This window comes from Barnesiella intestinihominis YIT 11860 (assembly GCF_000296465.1).
Classification (GTDB): Bacteria; Bacteroidota; Bacteroidia; order Bacteroidales; family Barnesiellaceae; genus Barnesiella; species Barnesiella intestinihominis.
In genome coordinates this window covers 18,148-30,635 of sequence record NZ_JH815203.1, presented here as the reverse complement: position 1 = coordinate 30,635, position 12,488 = coordinate 18,148, and the positions used below count along the sequence as shown (strand labels likewise).

12 protein-coding genes are annotated in these 12,488 nt (G+C 44.3%); 9 read left to right on the top strand and 3 right to left on the bottom strand.

Features of this window, described 5'->3' with window-relative positions; translation table 11 throughout:
- Nucleotides 1-249: 249 nt before the first annotated feature.
- The 3 genes from HMPREF9448_RS00125 to HMPREF9448_RS00115 all read right to left on the bottom strand — a co-directional run bounded on the left by HMPREF9448_RS00125 (nucleotide 250) and on the right by HMPREF9448_RS00115 (nucleotide 3,002).
- Nucleotides 250-738, bottom strand: a complete 489-nt coding sequence (locus HMPREF9448_RS00125; protein WP_008860661.1) for a GNAT family N-acetyltransferase — start codon at nucleotides 736-738, stop codon at nucleotides 250-252.
- Between the two features lie 127 nt (nucleotides 739-865).
- Nucleotides 866-1,792, bottom strand: coding sequence for a mechanosensitive ion channel family protein (locus HMPREF9448_RS00120; protein ID WP_008860660.1), 927 nt, complete (start codon nucleotides 1,790-1,792; stop codon nucleotides 866-868).
- A 19-nt stretch (nucleotides 1,793-1,811) separates the two neighbouring features.
- Nucleotides 1,812-3,002, bottom strand: a complete 1,191-nt coding sequence (locus HMPREF9448_RS00115; RefSeq protein WP_083855827.1) for a clostripain-related cysteine peptidase — start codon at nucleotides 3,000-3,002, stop codon at nucleotides 1,812-1,814.
- A 113-nt stretch (nucleotides 3,003-3,115) separates the two neighbouring features.
- Between HMPREF9448_RS00115 and HMPREF9448_RS00110 the strand changes: the two genes are divergently transcribed.
- From HMPREF9448_RS00110 to HMPREF9448_RS00070, 9 genes are all read left to right on the top strand, one after another.
- Complete coding sequence (locus HMPREF9448_RS00110) at nucleotides 3,116-3,934, top strand: tetratricopeptide repeat protein (RefSeq protein ID WP_008860658.1); 819 nt, start codon at nucleotides 3,116-3,118, stop codon at nucleotides 3,932-3,934.
- Between the two features lie 89 nt (nucleotides 3,935-4,023).
- Entirely contained in the window at nucleotides 4,024-5,019 is a 996-nt protein-coding gene (locus HMPREF9448_RS00105) for an HU domain-containing protein (protein WP_008860657.1), read from the top strand.
- A 61-nt stretch (nucleotides 5,020-5,080) separates the two neighbouring features.
- Nucleotides 5,081-5,836 carry a TrmH family RNA methyltransferase gene (locus HMPREF9448_RS00100; protein ID WP_008860656.1) on the top strand — a complete coding sequence of 252 codons (756 nt, stop codon included), beginning with the start codon at nucleotides 5,081-5,083 and terminating at the stop codon, nucleotides 5,834-5,836.
- 5 nt (nucleotides 5,837-5,841) lie between these two features.
- Nucleotides 5,842-7,215, top strand: a complete 1,374-nt coding sequence (gene radA / locus HMPREF9448_RS00095; protein WP_008860655.1) for a DNA repair protein RadA — start codon at nucleotides 5,842-5,844, stop codon at nucleotides 7,213-7,215.
- A 16-nt stretch (nucleotides 7,216-7,231) separates the two neighbouring features.
- Nucleotides 7,232-8,818 (top strand): NAD(P)/FAD-dependent oxidoreductase, encoded by a 1,587-nt coding sequence (locus HMPREF9448_RS00090; protein ID WP_008860654.1) that lies wholly within the window; start codon nucleotides 7,232-7,234, stop codon nucleotides 8,816-8,818.
- Between the two features lie 9 nt (nucleotides 8,819-8,827).
- Nucleotides 8,828-9,535 (top strand): MBL fold metallo-hydrolase, encoded by a 708-nt coding sequence (locus tag HMPREF9448_RS00085; protein WP_008860653.1) that lies wholly within the window; start codon nucleotides 8,828-8,830, stop codon nucleotides 9,533-9,535.
- A gap of 16 nt (nucleotides 9,536-9,551) precedes the next feature.
- The gene (locus HMPREF9448_RS00080) at nucleotides 9,552-9,944 is read left to right on the top strand and encodes a VOC family protein (RefSeq protein ID WP_008860652.1); all 393 of its coding nucleotides are present in this window, start codon (nucleotides 9,552-9,554) and stop codon (nucleotides 9,942-9,944) included.
- Between the two features lie 209 nt (nucleotides 9,945-10,153).
- A complete protein-coding gene (locus HMPREF9448_RS00075) occupies nucleotides 10,154-11,590 on the top strand; it encodes a carbon starvation CstA family protein (protein WP_008860651.1) in 1,437 nt (478 codons plus the stop codon).
- Between the two features lie 15 nt (nucleotides 11,591-11,605).
- Nucleotides 11,606-12,448, top strand: a complete 843-nt coding sequence (locus tag HMPREF9448_RS00070) for a histidinol-phosphatase (protein ID WP_008860650.1) — start codon at nucleotides 11,606-11,608, stop codon at nucleotides 12,446-12,448.
- The last annotated feature ends 40 nt before the right edge of the window (nucleotides 12,449-12,488 follow it).

Here is a 12,488-nt window from a genome sequence, read left to right as displayed (position 1 = left end):
ATTATATAATCGAGAAAGATATTTTCGACGATATAACCGGGAAAGTGTACGAGGTAGGATTACCTTAAATTCCTTACCCTCATGAGGCTATCGCGGTGAGAAGGAGATGTATTTTTTACAGACAATCCTTTTACACCTTATTATTGCCGTAAAGTTATAAAAAGACATTCAATGTTGAGCCGTTTTTAGGAATTAAAATTATAAATCTTCAAATTTTTAACCTCCTTCAAACAATGAGTGTAAATAGTGTTATGGCGTTAGTAATAATTCATAGTCCACGACATCTAACCATCGGTCGAATTTTAGTCCCACTTTTTTGAAATGGGATACTTGTTTGAATCCGAGTCTGATGTGGAGTGACTTGCTGGCTATATTGTCGTCTGTTATGCATGCTATCAATGCGCGGTAATTTTTGTTACGGCACTCTTCGATTAATTTTTGCATGAGCAGAGTCCCTATGCCTCTGCCTGTGTATGCGGGAGATAAATAAACGGTTGTTTCTGCTGTATATCGATAAGCAGCTCTTTCTTTCCATGCATGGGCATAACAGTATCCGACCACTATGCCGTCTGTTTCATAGACAAAATAGGGATATTTCGACGATATTTGCACGATACGTGACAGCATATCTTCTTCGGTTAAAGGTTCGGTTTCGAATGAAATTATACTGTTTGTGATATATTCGTTATAAATTTTTGTGATTGCTGTGGCATCTTGTGGCTTTACGTCTCTTATCATTGTTTCTCTGTTTTACGATACGGATATATAAAAAATCGGTAAACTGTTATATACGTGGGTTCGTGTTTTATAAGAAAACGAGAAAGGGGCAAAAATTTATTCGCCCCTTTCTCGTTCGATACGATGATTATTGATTGTCTTGTATCATGTGTACATCTACTTGTGGATAAGGGAAGTGCAGCCCGTATTTGTCAAACTGTTTGTAGACTTGTTCGTTAAAGTCGAAGAATACTCCCCAGTAATTCTCGGAAGCTGTCCATACTCGTACGGTTATTTCGATCGCACTATCGGCTAGACTGCTTAGGACTACAAACGGAGCCGGGTCATCGAATACTCGTTTGTCTGCTGCAAGTAGTTCGAGAATGGCTTTGCGAGCCGTATCGAAATCGTCGCCGTATGCGATGCCTATTTTCCAGTCGACACGTCGGCGTCCCTCTTTGGAATAGTTGTTCAGGCTGCCTGTCGATAATCCTCCGTTAGGTATGATAATCGTTTTGTTATCCGGTGTATTGAGTATGGTATTGAATATCTGTATCTCCTTTACAGTTCCCGAGTAACCTTGCGCTTCGATAAAATCTCCGACTTTATAGGGTTTGAACAGAAGTATCATGACCCCTCCTGCGAAGTTTTGAAGCGTACCGCTCAAAGCCATACCGATGGCAAGTCCGGCAGAGGCGAATATGGCTAAAAACGAACTGGTGTTGATACCGAGTATTCCTATCACGATAACGATGAGAATAAGCATCAAGATGATGCGTATCAAGCTGAGTAGAAAGGTCCGCAGGGACAGTTCGACGTTACGGCGTATGAATGCTTTGGAGATAAAATGATAGATACGGTTGATGATCCACTTTCCGATAAAAAATACAGCCAGTGCGATAGCTATTTTTACTGCTCCGTGTAATATGGCACTGATGGCTTGTTCCATGAATTGCTGGAACGATAGAGACGAAAGTGCCGATAATTTTTGTTGCCACGTTTGGGCGATCTCTTCCGGAGCCGGAACTTCTGGCGTTTGAGCCAGTAAGGATTGTAAAGAATTGAAAATTGACATTATGAATAGAATTAAGAGTTTAATTATTGTCGGGATAGACTCGTTTGTACCAATCAAGGGTCGTATAATATCGGTCGAGGGTCGTGTTTCCTGTTCCTAAAATGTAGCAGCTCAGGCCGCAATGTTTGTAAATGGAGACATCTCCCATGACCGAAGGGGTTGCCGCATGGTAGAGTATGGCTTGGGAGAGGGCTTGCTCCAACCCTGTATTTTCATCGGGAGTAGCGATTTGCGATAGAAAATCTTGTAAGTCAAAACAAATATATGGCGGTTGACGATCGAAATGTTGGATATTGGAAATATCGGGCATGGCATCGTTTCGATGAGCCTCGAAAATTTCATGGATACTATCGGCTAATGCTTCCAATCTATGGCAGTCCACCAATCCCACGGTAGATGTGCGATATGCTCCGCTTTGAGCATTGTAATAAGTATAGATTGTATTGCAAACATCTTTGAGATCGAGATGATAATCGAATAGTTTTGGAATGGTCAACGAGTAGGGCATTCCGGCTCCTAGAACTTCGGCTGCCGATCCTATATAATAATCGGTCTTGTTTCGTAATTGATAGGCACATTCTATTCCACCCATGAAACAAACGTCCGTGAGAATAAAGTGGAATTGTTTATCGGGTATAGCTTCTGCTAGTTCGTCTATTTCCATATAATTTTTTCCGTCTTGCCCGAAAGAGCGTGTGGGCAATTCGTACCGTCGAGCCGGTGAAAGAGCTAACGAGGAGTTTCCCGGAGCCCAGCCGGTGCTGTGAGACCAAAGTATCAATCCGTATTCTTTCGCTGGAAATAGTTCTTTCGTTTCGTCGATTACCGAACGCATGACTTCCGTGGTAGCCGAGTTACGGTCCGGGTATTCCTTTATAATCGCTTTTTCAGCCGAACCAGATTCGTTTTTCCTAATCTGTATAAGCTGGGGATTTGTATCGTATCCGTCGCGGTAAATAATGAGATTTCCTCCATTTAGACCTCCCGATGCAGCGACTTGTAACATGTCGTTGATATTTTGCGTATCGAAACGGTATGTTGATCCTAAGTTGTTGTTCGACAACATATAAATCAGTACCGTACGGTTTACAGATCCTTGTTCCGGTTCATCTTCGTTGGCGCATCCCGAAAACAGAATGACAATTCCTAAGAGGAGAATAATCCGATGGCTGAATAAAATACTATATATAAATTTATGATTACTCATCATTTGCAAAATTAACAGAAAAATTTAGAATGTCTGTTGCTTTTGATTCGTTTTTGCATATCTAATATGTGAATGTAACGTCTAAACCCGTACCTTTGTTATATAAAATATGGGATATGAAAAATTTTTTGGTTCTCGTTTGTGTGGTAGGGTTACCCTTTTATGTATTGTCACAGTCCTATTATCAATGGGTAGAGAGGGCCGATAGTTGCATCAAGGCGAAAGATTGGGCGGGAGCAGAGTCTGCATTGGTAAGTGCGTTGCGAACCGAGCCTGCGAATGGGCAAAATTCGCTGCTTATGTCCAATTTGGGAACGGTACAACGTTATGCAGGTAATTATGAAGCTGCACTTCGGAGTTATACGAACGGATTGTTGATGACACCTCATTCGGTCACTTTGTTGCGGAATCGGGCGGCTCTTTTTTCCGAAATAGACAGTATAGATCGTGCCTATCAGGATTATAGCCAGATACTGTTAATCGACGATGCCGACGAAGATGCGCTGTATCACAGGGGACTGATTGCATTGGAGCGGGGAGATACGATTTCAAGCCGTGCCGATTTTGAACGAATCTTGAAATTGAATCCGGCGAGTGCCAACGGTCGCATAGGTTTTGCTTCGTTGTTGAAAGTGATGGGTTATTATCCCGAAGCCATAGAGGTCTATTCGCAGGTAATTCGGGTAAATCCCGAGAAGGAGATACTCTATGTAGGGCGGGCGGAAGCCTATTTGTTCGCCGGACAATATGCCAAAGCCGATAAAGACATAGAAAAGGCTATCGAGTTGGCTCCCGATGATCCGGTAGTATATGTATTGAGGGCGTTGGGCAAATTGGCGAGGTATGAAAGAGAATCGGCGAAGGCCGATTTGAAACGAGCCGTGGAACTTGGTTATGATTCCAAAGAGGCCGAGCGTTTATTGGAAGAGGAATAGAGTTTTTTTATATTTTTCTGGGACAAGAATAAAGAGAGATTTTTATTCGTTTTGTTGTATCGGCAAAAGAAAATATATATCTTTGTTGTATGATTGGATTGGTACGCCATATTGAGTATTTATTGTTGCATAACGATGATGTTTTTATCCCCGGTTTGGGTCGTTTTACAGTTCTCCGTGACGAAGCGAAAATACAATCGGGCGGTACATCGTTTCTCCCACCTGTGAGAAAAGTCGCATTTGAATCCGTTGCGACGGGAGATTCCGGGTTATTGGTTCGTTCGGTCATGCGTGCCGGTTTTATTTCTTGGAACGAGGCTGTTGAGGCTATTGCCGAAGAGGTCGAATCTGTTTATAAACACTTGGAGCAAGGTGGCGATTATGGTTTCGGGCGGTTGGGACGATTGGTCTTAGTCGATGGTAACGTGTGCTTTCAGCCACAGGAAAATAATTCTATCGAGAATCCCCGCTTCGGTTTCTCCCCATTGGAAATAGCTCCTCGTGAAGAAGATGCGGAAGATAGGGAGATACCGACGGTTGGAGACGAAAAAGTTCGTGACCGTGTATATATATCGTTTCATCGTCGTACGGTGCGTGCGGCAGCGGTAGCAGCGGCAATAATTGTGTTTTTATTAATGCTTTCTAAGCCAATCAATACACCCGATACCACCGCCAATTATGCCGGATTATTGTCTGCCGAGTTATTCGGTCAGACGGATACTACGACCGACGAAGCTGTCGTTAATGATTTTGAATCCGTTTTGGGAATCGATGAAATGCCCGATACGATTGCCGCCGGGGAAGAAGATGTTTTGGAAACCGCTGTACACGATATCGAAATAGCGAGAAATACCTACTATATTATAGTGGCTTCGCTTCCGTCAAAACAGATGGCCGAGAAGCAAATCGAGTGTTTTCACCGACAGGGAGTTTCAGCCGATTTACAGATTTATGAGACGGCACGTAAATCACGACTCTATGTAGCATCGTTCGATGATTTTGATGAAGCTCGTCGATATCATTCTCGTTTGGTACAGGAGCAGCCTCTTTTTGCGAATGCATGGATTATGAGGGCGGGAAACTAAGAGAGCCTTTGGGTTGCCTCGGGAGAAAAATCTTGTTTTAGTTTCGAATTACCGGATAAGAATGCTTAGTAAAAATCAAATTAAACGCATACAATCGTTAGCTCGAAAGAAAGGACGGAGAGAGGAGGGCTGTTTTATTGCCGAAGGTAATAAACTCGTGGAAGACACACTGTCGGCTTTCGAGTGTGATTTGTTATTGGCTACTCCGTCTTGGATTGTTTCACACGCTCACGAATCGTTGCCTAAGATACAGGAAGTCGACGAACAAGAGATGTCGAAAGTTTCTCAGCTCGTTACGCCGCCCGATGTCTTGGCTGTATATCGCATACCCGAATATCATTTAAATATCGATACTCTGAAAAAGGAGTTGGTGTTGGCTTTGGATACGGTGCAAGATCCCGGTAATTTGGGTACTATCGTTCGCTTGGCCGATTGGTTCGGTATTCGCCATATCGTTTGTTCCCCCGATACCGCCGATCTTTATAACCCTAAGGTTGTGCAAGCCACTATGGGGGCATTGGCTCGGGTAAATGTTTATTATACGTCGTTACCCGATTTTCTCTCTCAGGTGGATTCGTCGGTCGTGTATGGTACATTTCTCGATGGGGAGGATATTTATCATACCTCTTTGACGAAATCGGGGGTAATTGTGATGGGGAACGAGGGAAATGGTATATCGGCCAAGTTGGAACCTTATATTGGGAAACGGCTGTATATTCCTAATTATCCGGTCGGGCAGCCTACTTCCGAGTCGCTCAATGTGGCGGTTGCAGCAGCGATTACATGTGCAGAGTTTCGTAGGAGGCAAATCGTATAAATAGTATGGCAAAGACAAAATCGGTTTACTTTTGCAATAACTGTGGGGCAGAGTCGCCCAAGTGGATAGGACGTTGTCCCGTTTGCGGCGAGTGGAATACCTATGTGGAAGAGGTAGTGAGCACGAAATCCGCGGCCGGTGGTCGGGGCGAGTTCGGCACGATGGAACAGAGTAAAGTACGTCCGCAACGGATAGACGACATTCAGATTACAGAAGAGTCGCGAATCGATTTGGGAAACGGCGAATTGAACCGAGTATTGGGTGGTGGTCTTGTGCGGGGATCATTGGTGCTGATAGGCGGTGAGCCCGGTATCGGTAAATCGACGTTGATCCTACAAACTGTACTTGCTCTAAAAGGACAGAAGGTATTATATGTATCGGGGGAGGAAAGCGCAAGGCAATTGAAATTGAGAGCCGAGCGTATCGGTGGAAATGCTCCCGACTGTTATATCGTGTGCGAGACATCGCTCGAAGATATATTTGTGCATATTCGTAATGTCGACCCCGATATTGTCGTTATCGATTCCATACAGACGATTGCTACCAGTGCGATGGAGTCTTCACCGGGTAGTGTGGGACAGGTGAGGGAGTGTGCTGCCTCGTTACTCAAATTTGCGAAACAGACCAATACGCCGGTTCTTCTCGTAGGCCACATTAACAAAGAAGGCAGCATTGCCGGGCCGAAAGTGTTGGAACATATTGTCGATACAGTATTGCAGTTCGAGGGAGATCGACACTATTTATACCGTATTCTCCGCTCGATAAAAAATCGGTTCGGAAGCACTTCCGAATTGGGTATTTACGAGATGAGGCAAAACGGGTTACGAGAGGTGAGCAACCCGTCGGAAATGTTATTGACTCAAAATCACGAAGGTTTGAGCGGTGTTGCCATTGCTGTCACGATAGAGGGTATACGCCCTTTCCTTATCGAGACACAGGCGTTGGTCAGTACGGCAGCTTACGGTACGCCGCAACGGTCGGCGACAGGATTCGACCTGCGGCGAATGAATATGTTACTTGCCGTTTTGGAAAAGAGGGTCGGGTTCAAATTGGCACAAAAAGACGTTTTTCTCAATATTGCCGGAGGCATAAAAGTTAATGACCCCGCGATGGATTTGGCCGTAATCAGCGCGATACTTTCTTCCAATATGGATATGGCGATTGAGGCAGGAACTTGTATGACCGGCGAGGTTGGGCTTTCGGGAGAGATACGCCCGATCAATCGGATAGAACAACGCATTCTTGAAGCCGAAAAATTAGGTTTTAAACGTATGCTCATACCTCAAAATAATCTGAAAGGTTTTGATACTTCCCGATTGGCGATAGAATTAGTTGCTGTCCGTAAGGTCGAGGAGGCCTTCCGGCAACTGTTCGGATAAATAGGATATAGAGAATATGATTCGAGAATTGCAGTTAAGAATTCTGCCCGAACAAGCAGCTTCGGAACAAAGCATAGCAGCATATGTGGCTCGGGAGCAGAGTATGGATATACGGTCGATAAAGTCTGTGAGGGTATTGAAACGCTCGATAGATGCCCGTCAGCGCACGGTCATGGTGAATTTGAAAGTGCGGGTATACATCGACGAATTCCCGCAAGACGACGAGTTCCCCCGTATCGAGTATGGCGATGTTTCGGGTAAGCCTCGGGCGATTGTCGTGGGGGCTGGGCCGGCGGGGCTTTTTGCGGCATTGCGTTTGATTGAGTTAGGTATTTGTCCGGTCGTTGTCGAACGAGGAAAAAACGTGCATGACCGTCGCAAGGATATAGCTCTTATCAGTCGGGAACAGAGAGTCGACCCGGAGTCGAATTATAGTTTTGGAGAGGGGGGAGCCGGAGCGTTTTCCGACGGTAAACTCTATACTCGCAGCAAGAAGCGGGGAAGTGTCGAGCGTATTCTTCAAATTTTTTGTCAGCATGGGGCATCGGTTTCAATCCTTTCTGATGCCCACCCTCACATCGGGACCGACAAGTTGCCGAGGGTAATCGAGCGCATGAGGAATCGTATTATCGAATCGGGTGGTGAGGTACATTTCGAGACCCGAATGGAGCGTTTGATTATTGATGGCGATGAGGTGTGTGGAATCGTTACAGCCGATGGTCGTGAATTTAACGGCCCTGTTATTTTGGCAACGGGGCATTCGGCTCGCGATGTTTATTATATGTTGCACGAGAACGGGGTGGAGTTGGAATCCAAAGGTATTGCCGTAGGTGTGAGATTGGAACACCCGCAACAGTTGATAGATTCCATTCAATACCACAATCCCGAAGGTCGGGGGAAATATCTTCCGGCTGCCGAATATAGCTTTGTCACGCAGGTGAAAGGGCGAGGTGTCTATTCGTTCTGCATGTGCCCCGGCGGATTTGTAGTCCCGGCAGCCAGTGGTCCCGAACAAATTGTTGTAAACGGTATGTCCCCGTCGAATAGGGGTTCGGTATGGGCCAATTCGGGTATGGTTGTGGAGTTGCAGCCGGAGGATTTCGGAGCCCGGTTTTCTATGTTTGGAGTTTTGGCGGGGATAAAATTTCAGGAGGATCTCGAACGGCAGTGCTATTTGAACGGGAACTGCAAACAGACGGCTCCTGCCCAACGCATGACCGATTTTGTCAATCGTCGCAATTCGTTCGATTTGCCTCGCTCCTCTTATTCACCGGGACTCATCGCTTCGCCGTTGCATTTCTGGTTACCCGATTTTATCGCCGCCCGGTTGCAGGAAGGATTCAAATATTTTGGGAAAGTATCTCATGGATTCCTCACCCGGGAAGCCGTGATGATAGGGGTGGAAACTCGCACCTCTTCTCCTGTACGAATACCACGTGATAGAGTGTCGATGACTCATATTCGTTTGCGGGGATTTTACCCATGCGGCGAGGGAGCTGGTTATGCGGGAGGAATTGTTTCGGCTGCTATCGATGGGGAACGTTGTGCCGAAGCTCTGGCTATGCAAATTAAACAATCGTCGTCTTTCGATCGTTCTGTTTAAAACGAATATATGAGGCTGATTTATCTTTTTCATAGCGGGTTTTTGATCGAAGCCGAGGATTTTTCAATCATATTCGATTATTATCGAGGAGGTGAAAATATCATAGAGAAGGCTTTGTGTAGGCGGCAGCCTATGTATGTTTTGGTATCCCACGAACATCGCGACCATTATAATCCCGAAATACTGACTTGGAAAAATTTGAAAAACAATATACATTATATTTTCCCTTGCGAAATGTCCTCGTTGGACGAGCTTTCGGGGTTGCCCAATATCGTGTATCTCGATCGGGGAGAAAGTTATGAAGATGACCGATTACGGGTGAATGCATTCGGCTCCACCGATATGGGGGTGTCCTATTTGGTAACAGCCGAGGGTAAAACAATTTTTCATGCTGGGGATTTAAACAATTGGCATTGGCGTGACGAATCTACCGAAGAAGAGGTGTGGGAAGCTGAAACTGCTTATTTATCGGAATTGTATTATATGAAGCGGGCTATTAAGTCTATCGATGTGGCGATGTTTCCGGTCGATGCCCGATTGGGAAAGGATTATATGAGAGGTGCAGAGCAGTTTGTCGGGGAATTTAATGTAGGTATGTTTGTCCCTATGCACTTTTATCCGGCAGTGCGTAAAGCCGAATCCTTTGCTCCGATAGCGAAGCGATACGGTACAGAATTTGTTTTATTAAGTAGTACGGGAGATTCAGTAATTATATAATAAATGCTTATAAATCATGGAAGTAAAAGCAAAATTTGACCATTTTAATGTGAATGTGACAGATTTAAATCGCAGTATAGAATTTTATTCGAAGGCATTAGGTTTTACCGAAGCTCGTAGAAAAGAGGCTGCCGATGGTTCTTTTGTATTGGTGTATCTTACAGATGGAGTTTCTCCGTTTTTGTTGGAACTCACTTGGCTGAGAGACCATAAAGATGCATACGAGTTAGGCGAAAACGAAAGTCACTTGTGTGTGCGGGTATCGGGCGATTATAATAAAGTGAGAGCCTATCATAAAGAAATGGGATGCGTATGCTTTGAGAATGAAGTTATGGGACTCTATTTTATTCACGATCCGGACGACTATTGGATTGAGATACTTCCAGCCAAAGAGGGTATTGCTTTATAAATAGTGAAAAGCTGCATTTCTTGACGTAAGGATGCAGCTTTTTTTTAATTGAGTTGATAGAATGGCAAAAAGATTTTACCTTTGTAACATTCCATTACATAAGATGGTATGGAAATTTGTTCGATTGGATAAATAGCTTAGATGAATCGGGTAATTGATTTTCATTGAAGTTAGTTTGTCAAGACCATGAATTTACATAAGAGTTTGGTATGATCACATTTTGCATTGCTTTGTTGCTGTTAGTTGCCGGATACTTCGTTTACGGTGCTTTGGTTGAAAAAGTTTTTGGGGTTAATCCGGGGAGGCAGACACCTGCCTATACCTCGACAGACGGTATCGATTATATTCCTATGCCGACATGGAGAGTTTTTCTCATACAATTTTTGAATATAGCTGGGCTGGGGCCTATTTTCGGAGCCATTATGGGCATCCTTTACGGGCCTTCGGCCTATTTATGGATTGTGTTCGGGACTATATTCGGTGGAGCTGTGCATGATTATCTGTCGGGTATGCTTTCGGTTCGTCGGAATGGAGCTAGCCTGCCCGAGTTAGTCGGCGATGAACTGGGGTCGGGAGTTAAGCAAGTCATGCGGATTTTCTCTCTGCTTTTAATGATATTGGTAGGGGCTGTGTTTGTCGTAAATCCGGCTAATCTACTCGATTTACTTACTGGGGAAAATACGACCACGACCATGTGGACTGCTATTATATTCGGGTATTATATATTGGCTACGTTGCTTCCTATCGATAAACTGATAGGGCGGCTTTATCCTTTATTTGGATTTGCTTTGCTGTTTATGGCGATTGGGATTATGATATCTTTGTTTTTGCGTCCAGACAGTTTACCGGAATTTCACGAAGCGATAGGTTATACACGACCGGACTCTGATGTAAATCCCATATTTCCTATGATGTTTATTTCGATAGCTTGTGGAGCTATTTCTGGTTTTCATGCTACACAATCTCCGATGATGGCTCGTTGTCTGAAAAATGAAAAAATGGGACGCCGGGTATTCTATGGGGCAATGGTTGTCGAGGGTATCGTCGCTTTAATTTGGGCGGCTGCGGCGATTGCCTTTTTCAATGGGTCATTCGATGCACTTTCTGAGTTCTTGAAAGGGAAAACTCCGGCTATTTTAGTCAATGATATATCGGTGGGCTGGTTAGGAACTTTCGGTGGAATTTTGGCTATGCTCGGTGTCATTGCGGCGCCTATAACCTCGGGTGATACTGCGCTCCGGTCGGCGCGTTTGATTGCTGCCGATTTTTTGCATATTCCTCAAAAGAAAATCCGAAATAGACTATTGGTTTCTATTCCGATTTTTATTCTTGCATGGCTCGTGATGATGATCGATTTCGAAGTGCTTTGGCGCTATTTTGCATGGTGTAATCAAACTTTGGCTGTGTTTACATTGTGGGCATTGACTGTTTGGTTGGCTAAGGAACATAAATGTTATTGGCTCACTTTGATTCCGGCGTTGTTTATGACGATGGTGACGGTTACTTACATATTTTTTGCTCAGGAAGGGTTTCGGTTGTCCTATTCGGTTTCGCTGGGCATAGCCGTCTTTGTTACGTTGTTATTATCATTTTTGTTTATCCGGTTTCTCCGTACTCTATCGAAGAGGGTGTCTATAAAGAGATAATCGATTGGTGTCGTTATGAATAATTTGACTAACTATCATTCTCATTGTGATTTTTGTGATGGGCATGCCCCTATGGAACTTTTTGTACGGGAGGCTGTGAAAGAAGGGTTTTCCTCATACGGTATTTCCTCTCATGCTCCATTCCCTGTACAGAATGGTTGTAATATGCAAAAAGAGAAAATGACGGCTTATTTGGAAGAATTTCGTCGTTTGAAGCGACTGTATTCCTCCGAGATAGATTTATATATAGGTCTCGAAATAGATTTCTTAGACGATTCGTTCAATCCTTCTATCGACTATTTTCAATCCCTTCCTCTCGATTATCGTATCGGGTCTGTACACTATATCGTTGCGTCCGACGGTACGCCTGTCGATACAGATGGATCACCGGAACGATTTCGGAACTATGTGGATACGTATTTCGATGGAGATGTTAAAGAGGTAGTTCACCGATTTTATCGTAGTTCCTTTCGTATGATCGAGCTGGGGGGCTTCGACTTTTTGGGACATTTGGATAAGATAGGGTTGAATGCCTCTCTCTATTGTCCGGGATTGGATCGTGAATCGTGGTATAAAAAATGGGTGACAGACTATCTTGAAGAAGTCGCTTCTCGAAATTTATTGGTCGAAGTCAATACGAAGGCTTGGGAGACTCGTGGACGTTTTTATCCGAATCATGATTATTTCGAGTTGATGAATGATTTGGGAATTCGGGTAGTCGTTAATTCGGATGCCCATTATCCCGAGAAAATAAATGCCGGCCGGATAGAGGCTTTGTGCGCTTTGGCACAAGCCGGGTACACCAATGTCTGGCAATTTTGTAAAGGTAATTGGGTCGACGTTCCTATTGAGGATTAAATTCCGTTCGTTCCCTTTCTGTAATAATGTAATTGTTTCT

Bases quoted from the DNA above. Each gene is read 5' to 3' on its own strand.
- HMPREF9448_RS00125 (WP_008860661.1), bottom strand. From the start codon at position 738: ATGATAAGAGACGTAAAGCCACAAGATGCCACAGCAATCACAAAAATT.
- HMPREF9448_RS00080 (WP_008860652.1), top strand. From the start codon at position 9,552: ATGGAAGTAAAAGCAAAATTTGACCATTTTAATGTGAATGTGACAGAT.
- HMPREF9448_RS00075 (WP_008860651.1), top strand. From the start codon at position 10,154: ATGATCACATTTTGCATTGCTTTGTTGCTGTTAGTTGCCGGATACTTC.
- radA (WP_008860655.1), top strand. From the start codon at position 5,842: ATGGCAAAGACAAAATCGGTTTACTTTTGCAATAACTGTGGGGCAGAG.
- HMPREF9448_RS00100 (WP_008860656.1), top strand. From the start codon at position 5,081: ATGCTTAGTAAAAATCAAATTAAACGCATACAATCGTTAGCTCGAAAG.
- HMPREF9448_RS00105 (WP_008860657.1), top strand. From the start codon at position 4,024: ATGATTGGATTGGTACGCCATATTGAGTATTTATTGTTGCATAACGAT.
- HMPREF9448_RS00090 (WP_008860654.1), top strand. From the start codon at position 7,232: ATGATTCGAGAATTGCAGTTAAGAATTCTGCCCGAACAAGCAGCTTCG.
- HMPREF9448_RS00110 (WP_008860658.1), top strand. From the start codon at position 3,116: ATGAAAAATTTTTTGGTTCTCGTTTGTGTGGTAGGGTTACCCTTTTAT.
- HMPREF9448_RS00120 (WP_008860660.1), bottom strand. From the start codon at position 1,792: ATGTCAATTTTCAATTCTTTACAATCCTTACTGGCTCAAACGCCAGAA.
- HMPREF9448_RS00085 (WP_008860653.1), top strand. From the start codon at position 8,828: ATGAGGCTGATTTATCTTTTTCATAGCGGGTTTTTGATCGAAGCCGAG.
- HMPREF9448_RS00070 (WP_008860650.1), top strand. From the start codon at position 11,606: ATGAATAATTTGACTAACTATCATTCTCATTGTGATTTTTGTGATGGG.
- HMPREF9448_RS00115 (WP_083855827.1), bottom strand. From the start codon at position 3,002: ATGATGAGTAATCATAAATTTATATATAGTATTTTATTCAGCCATCGG.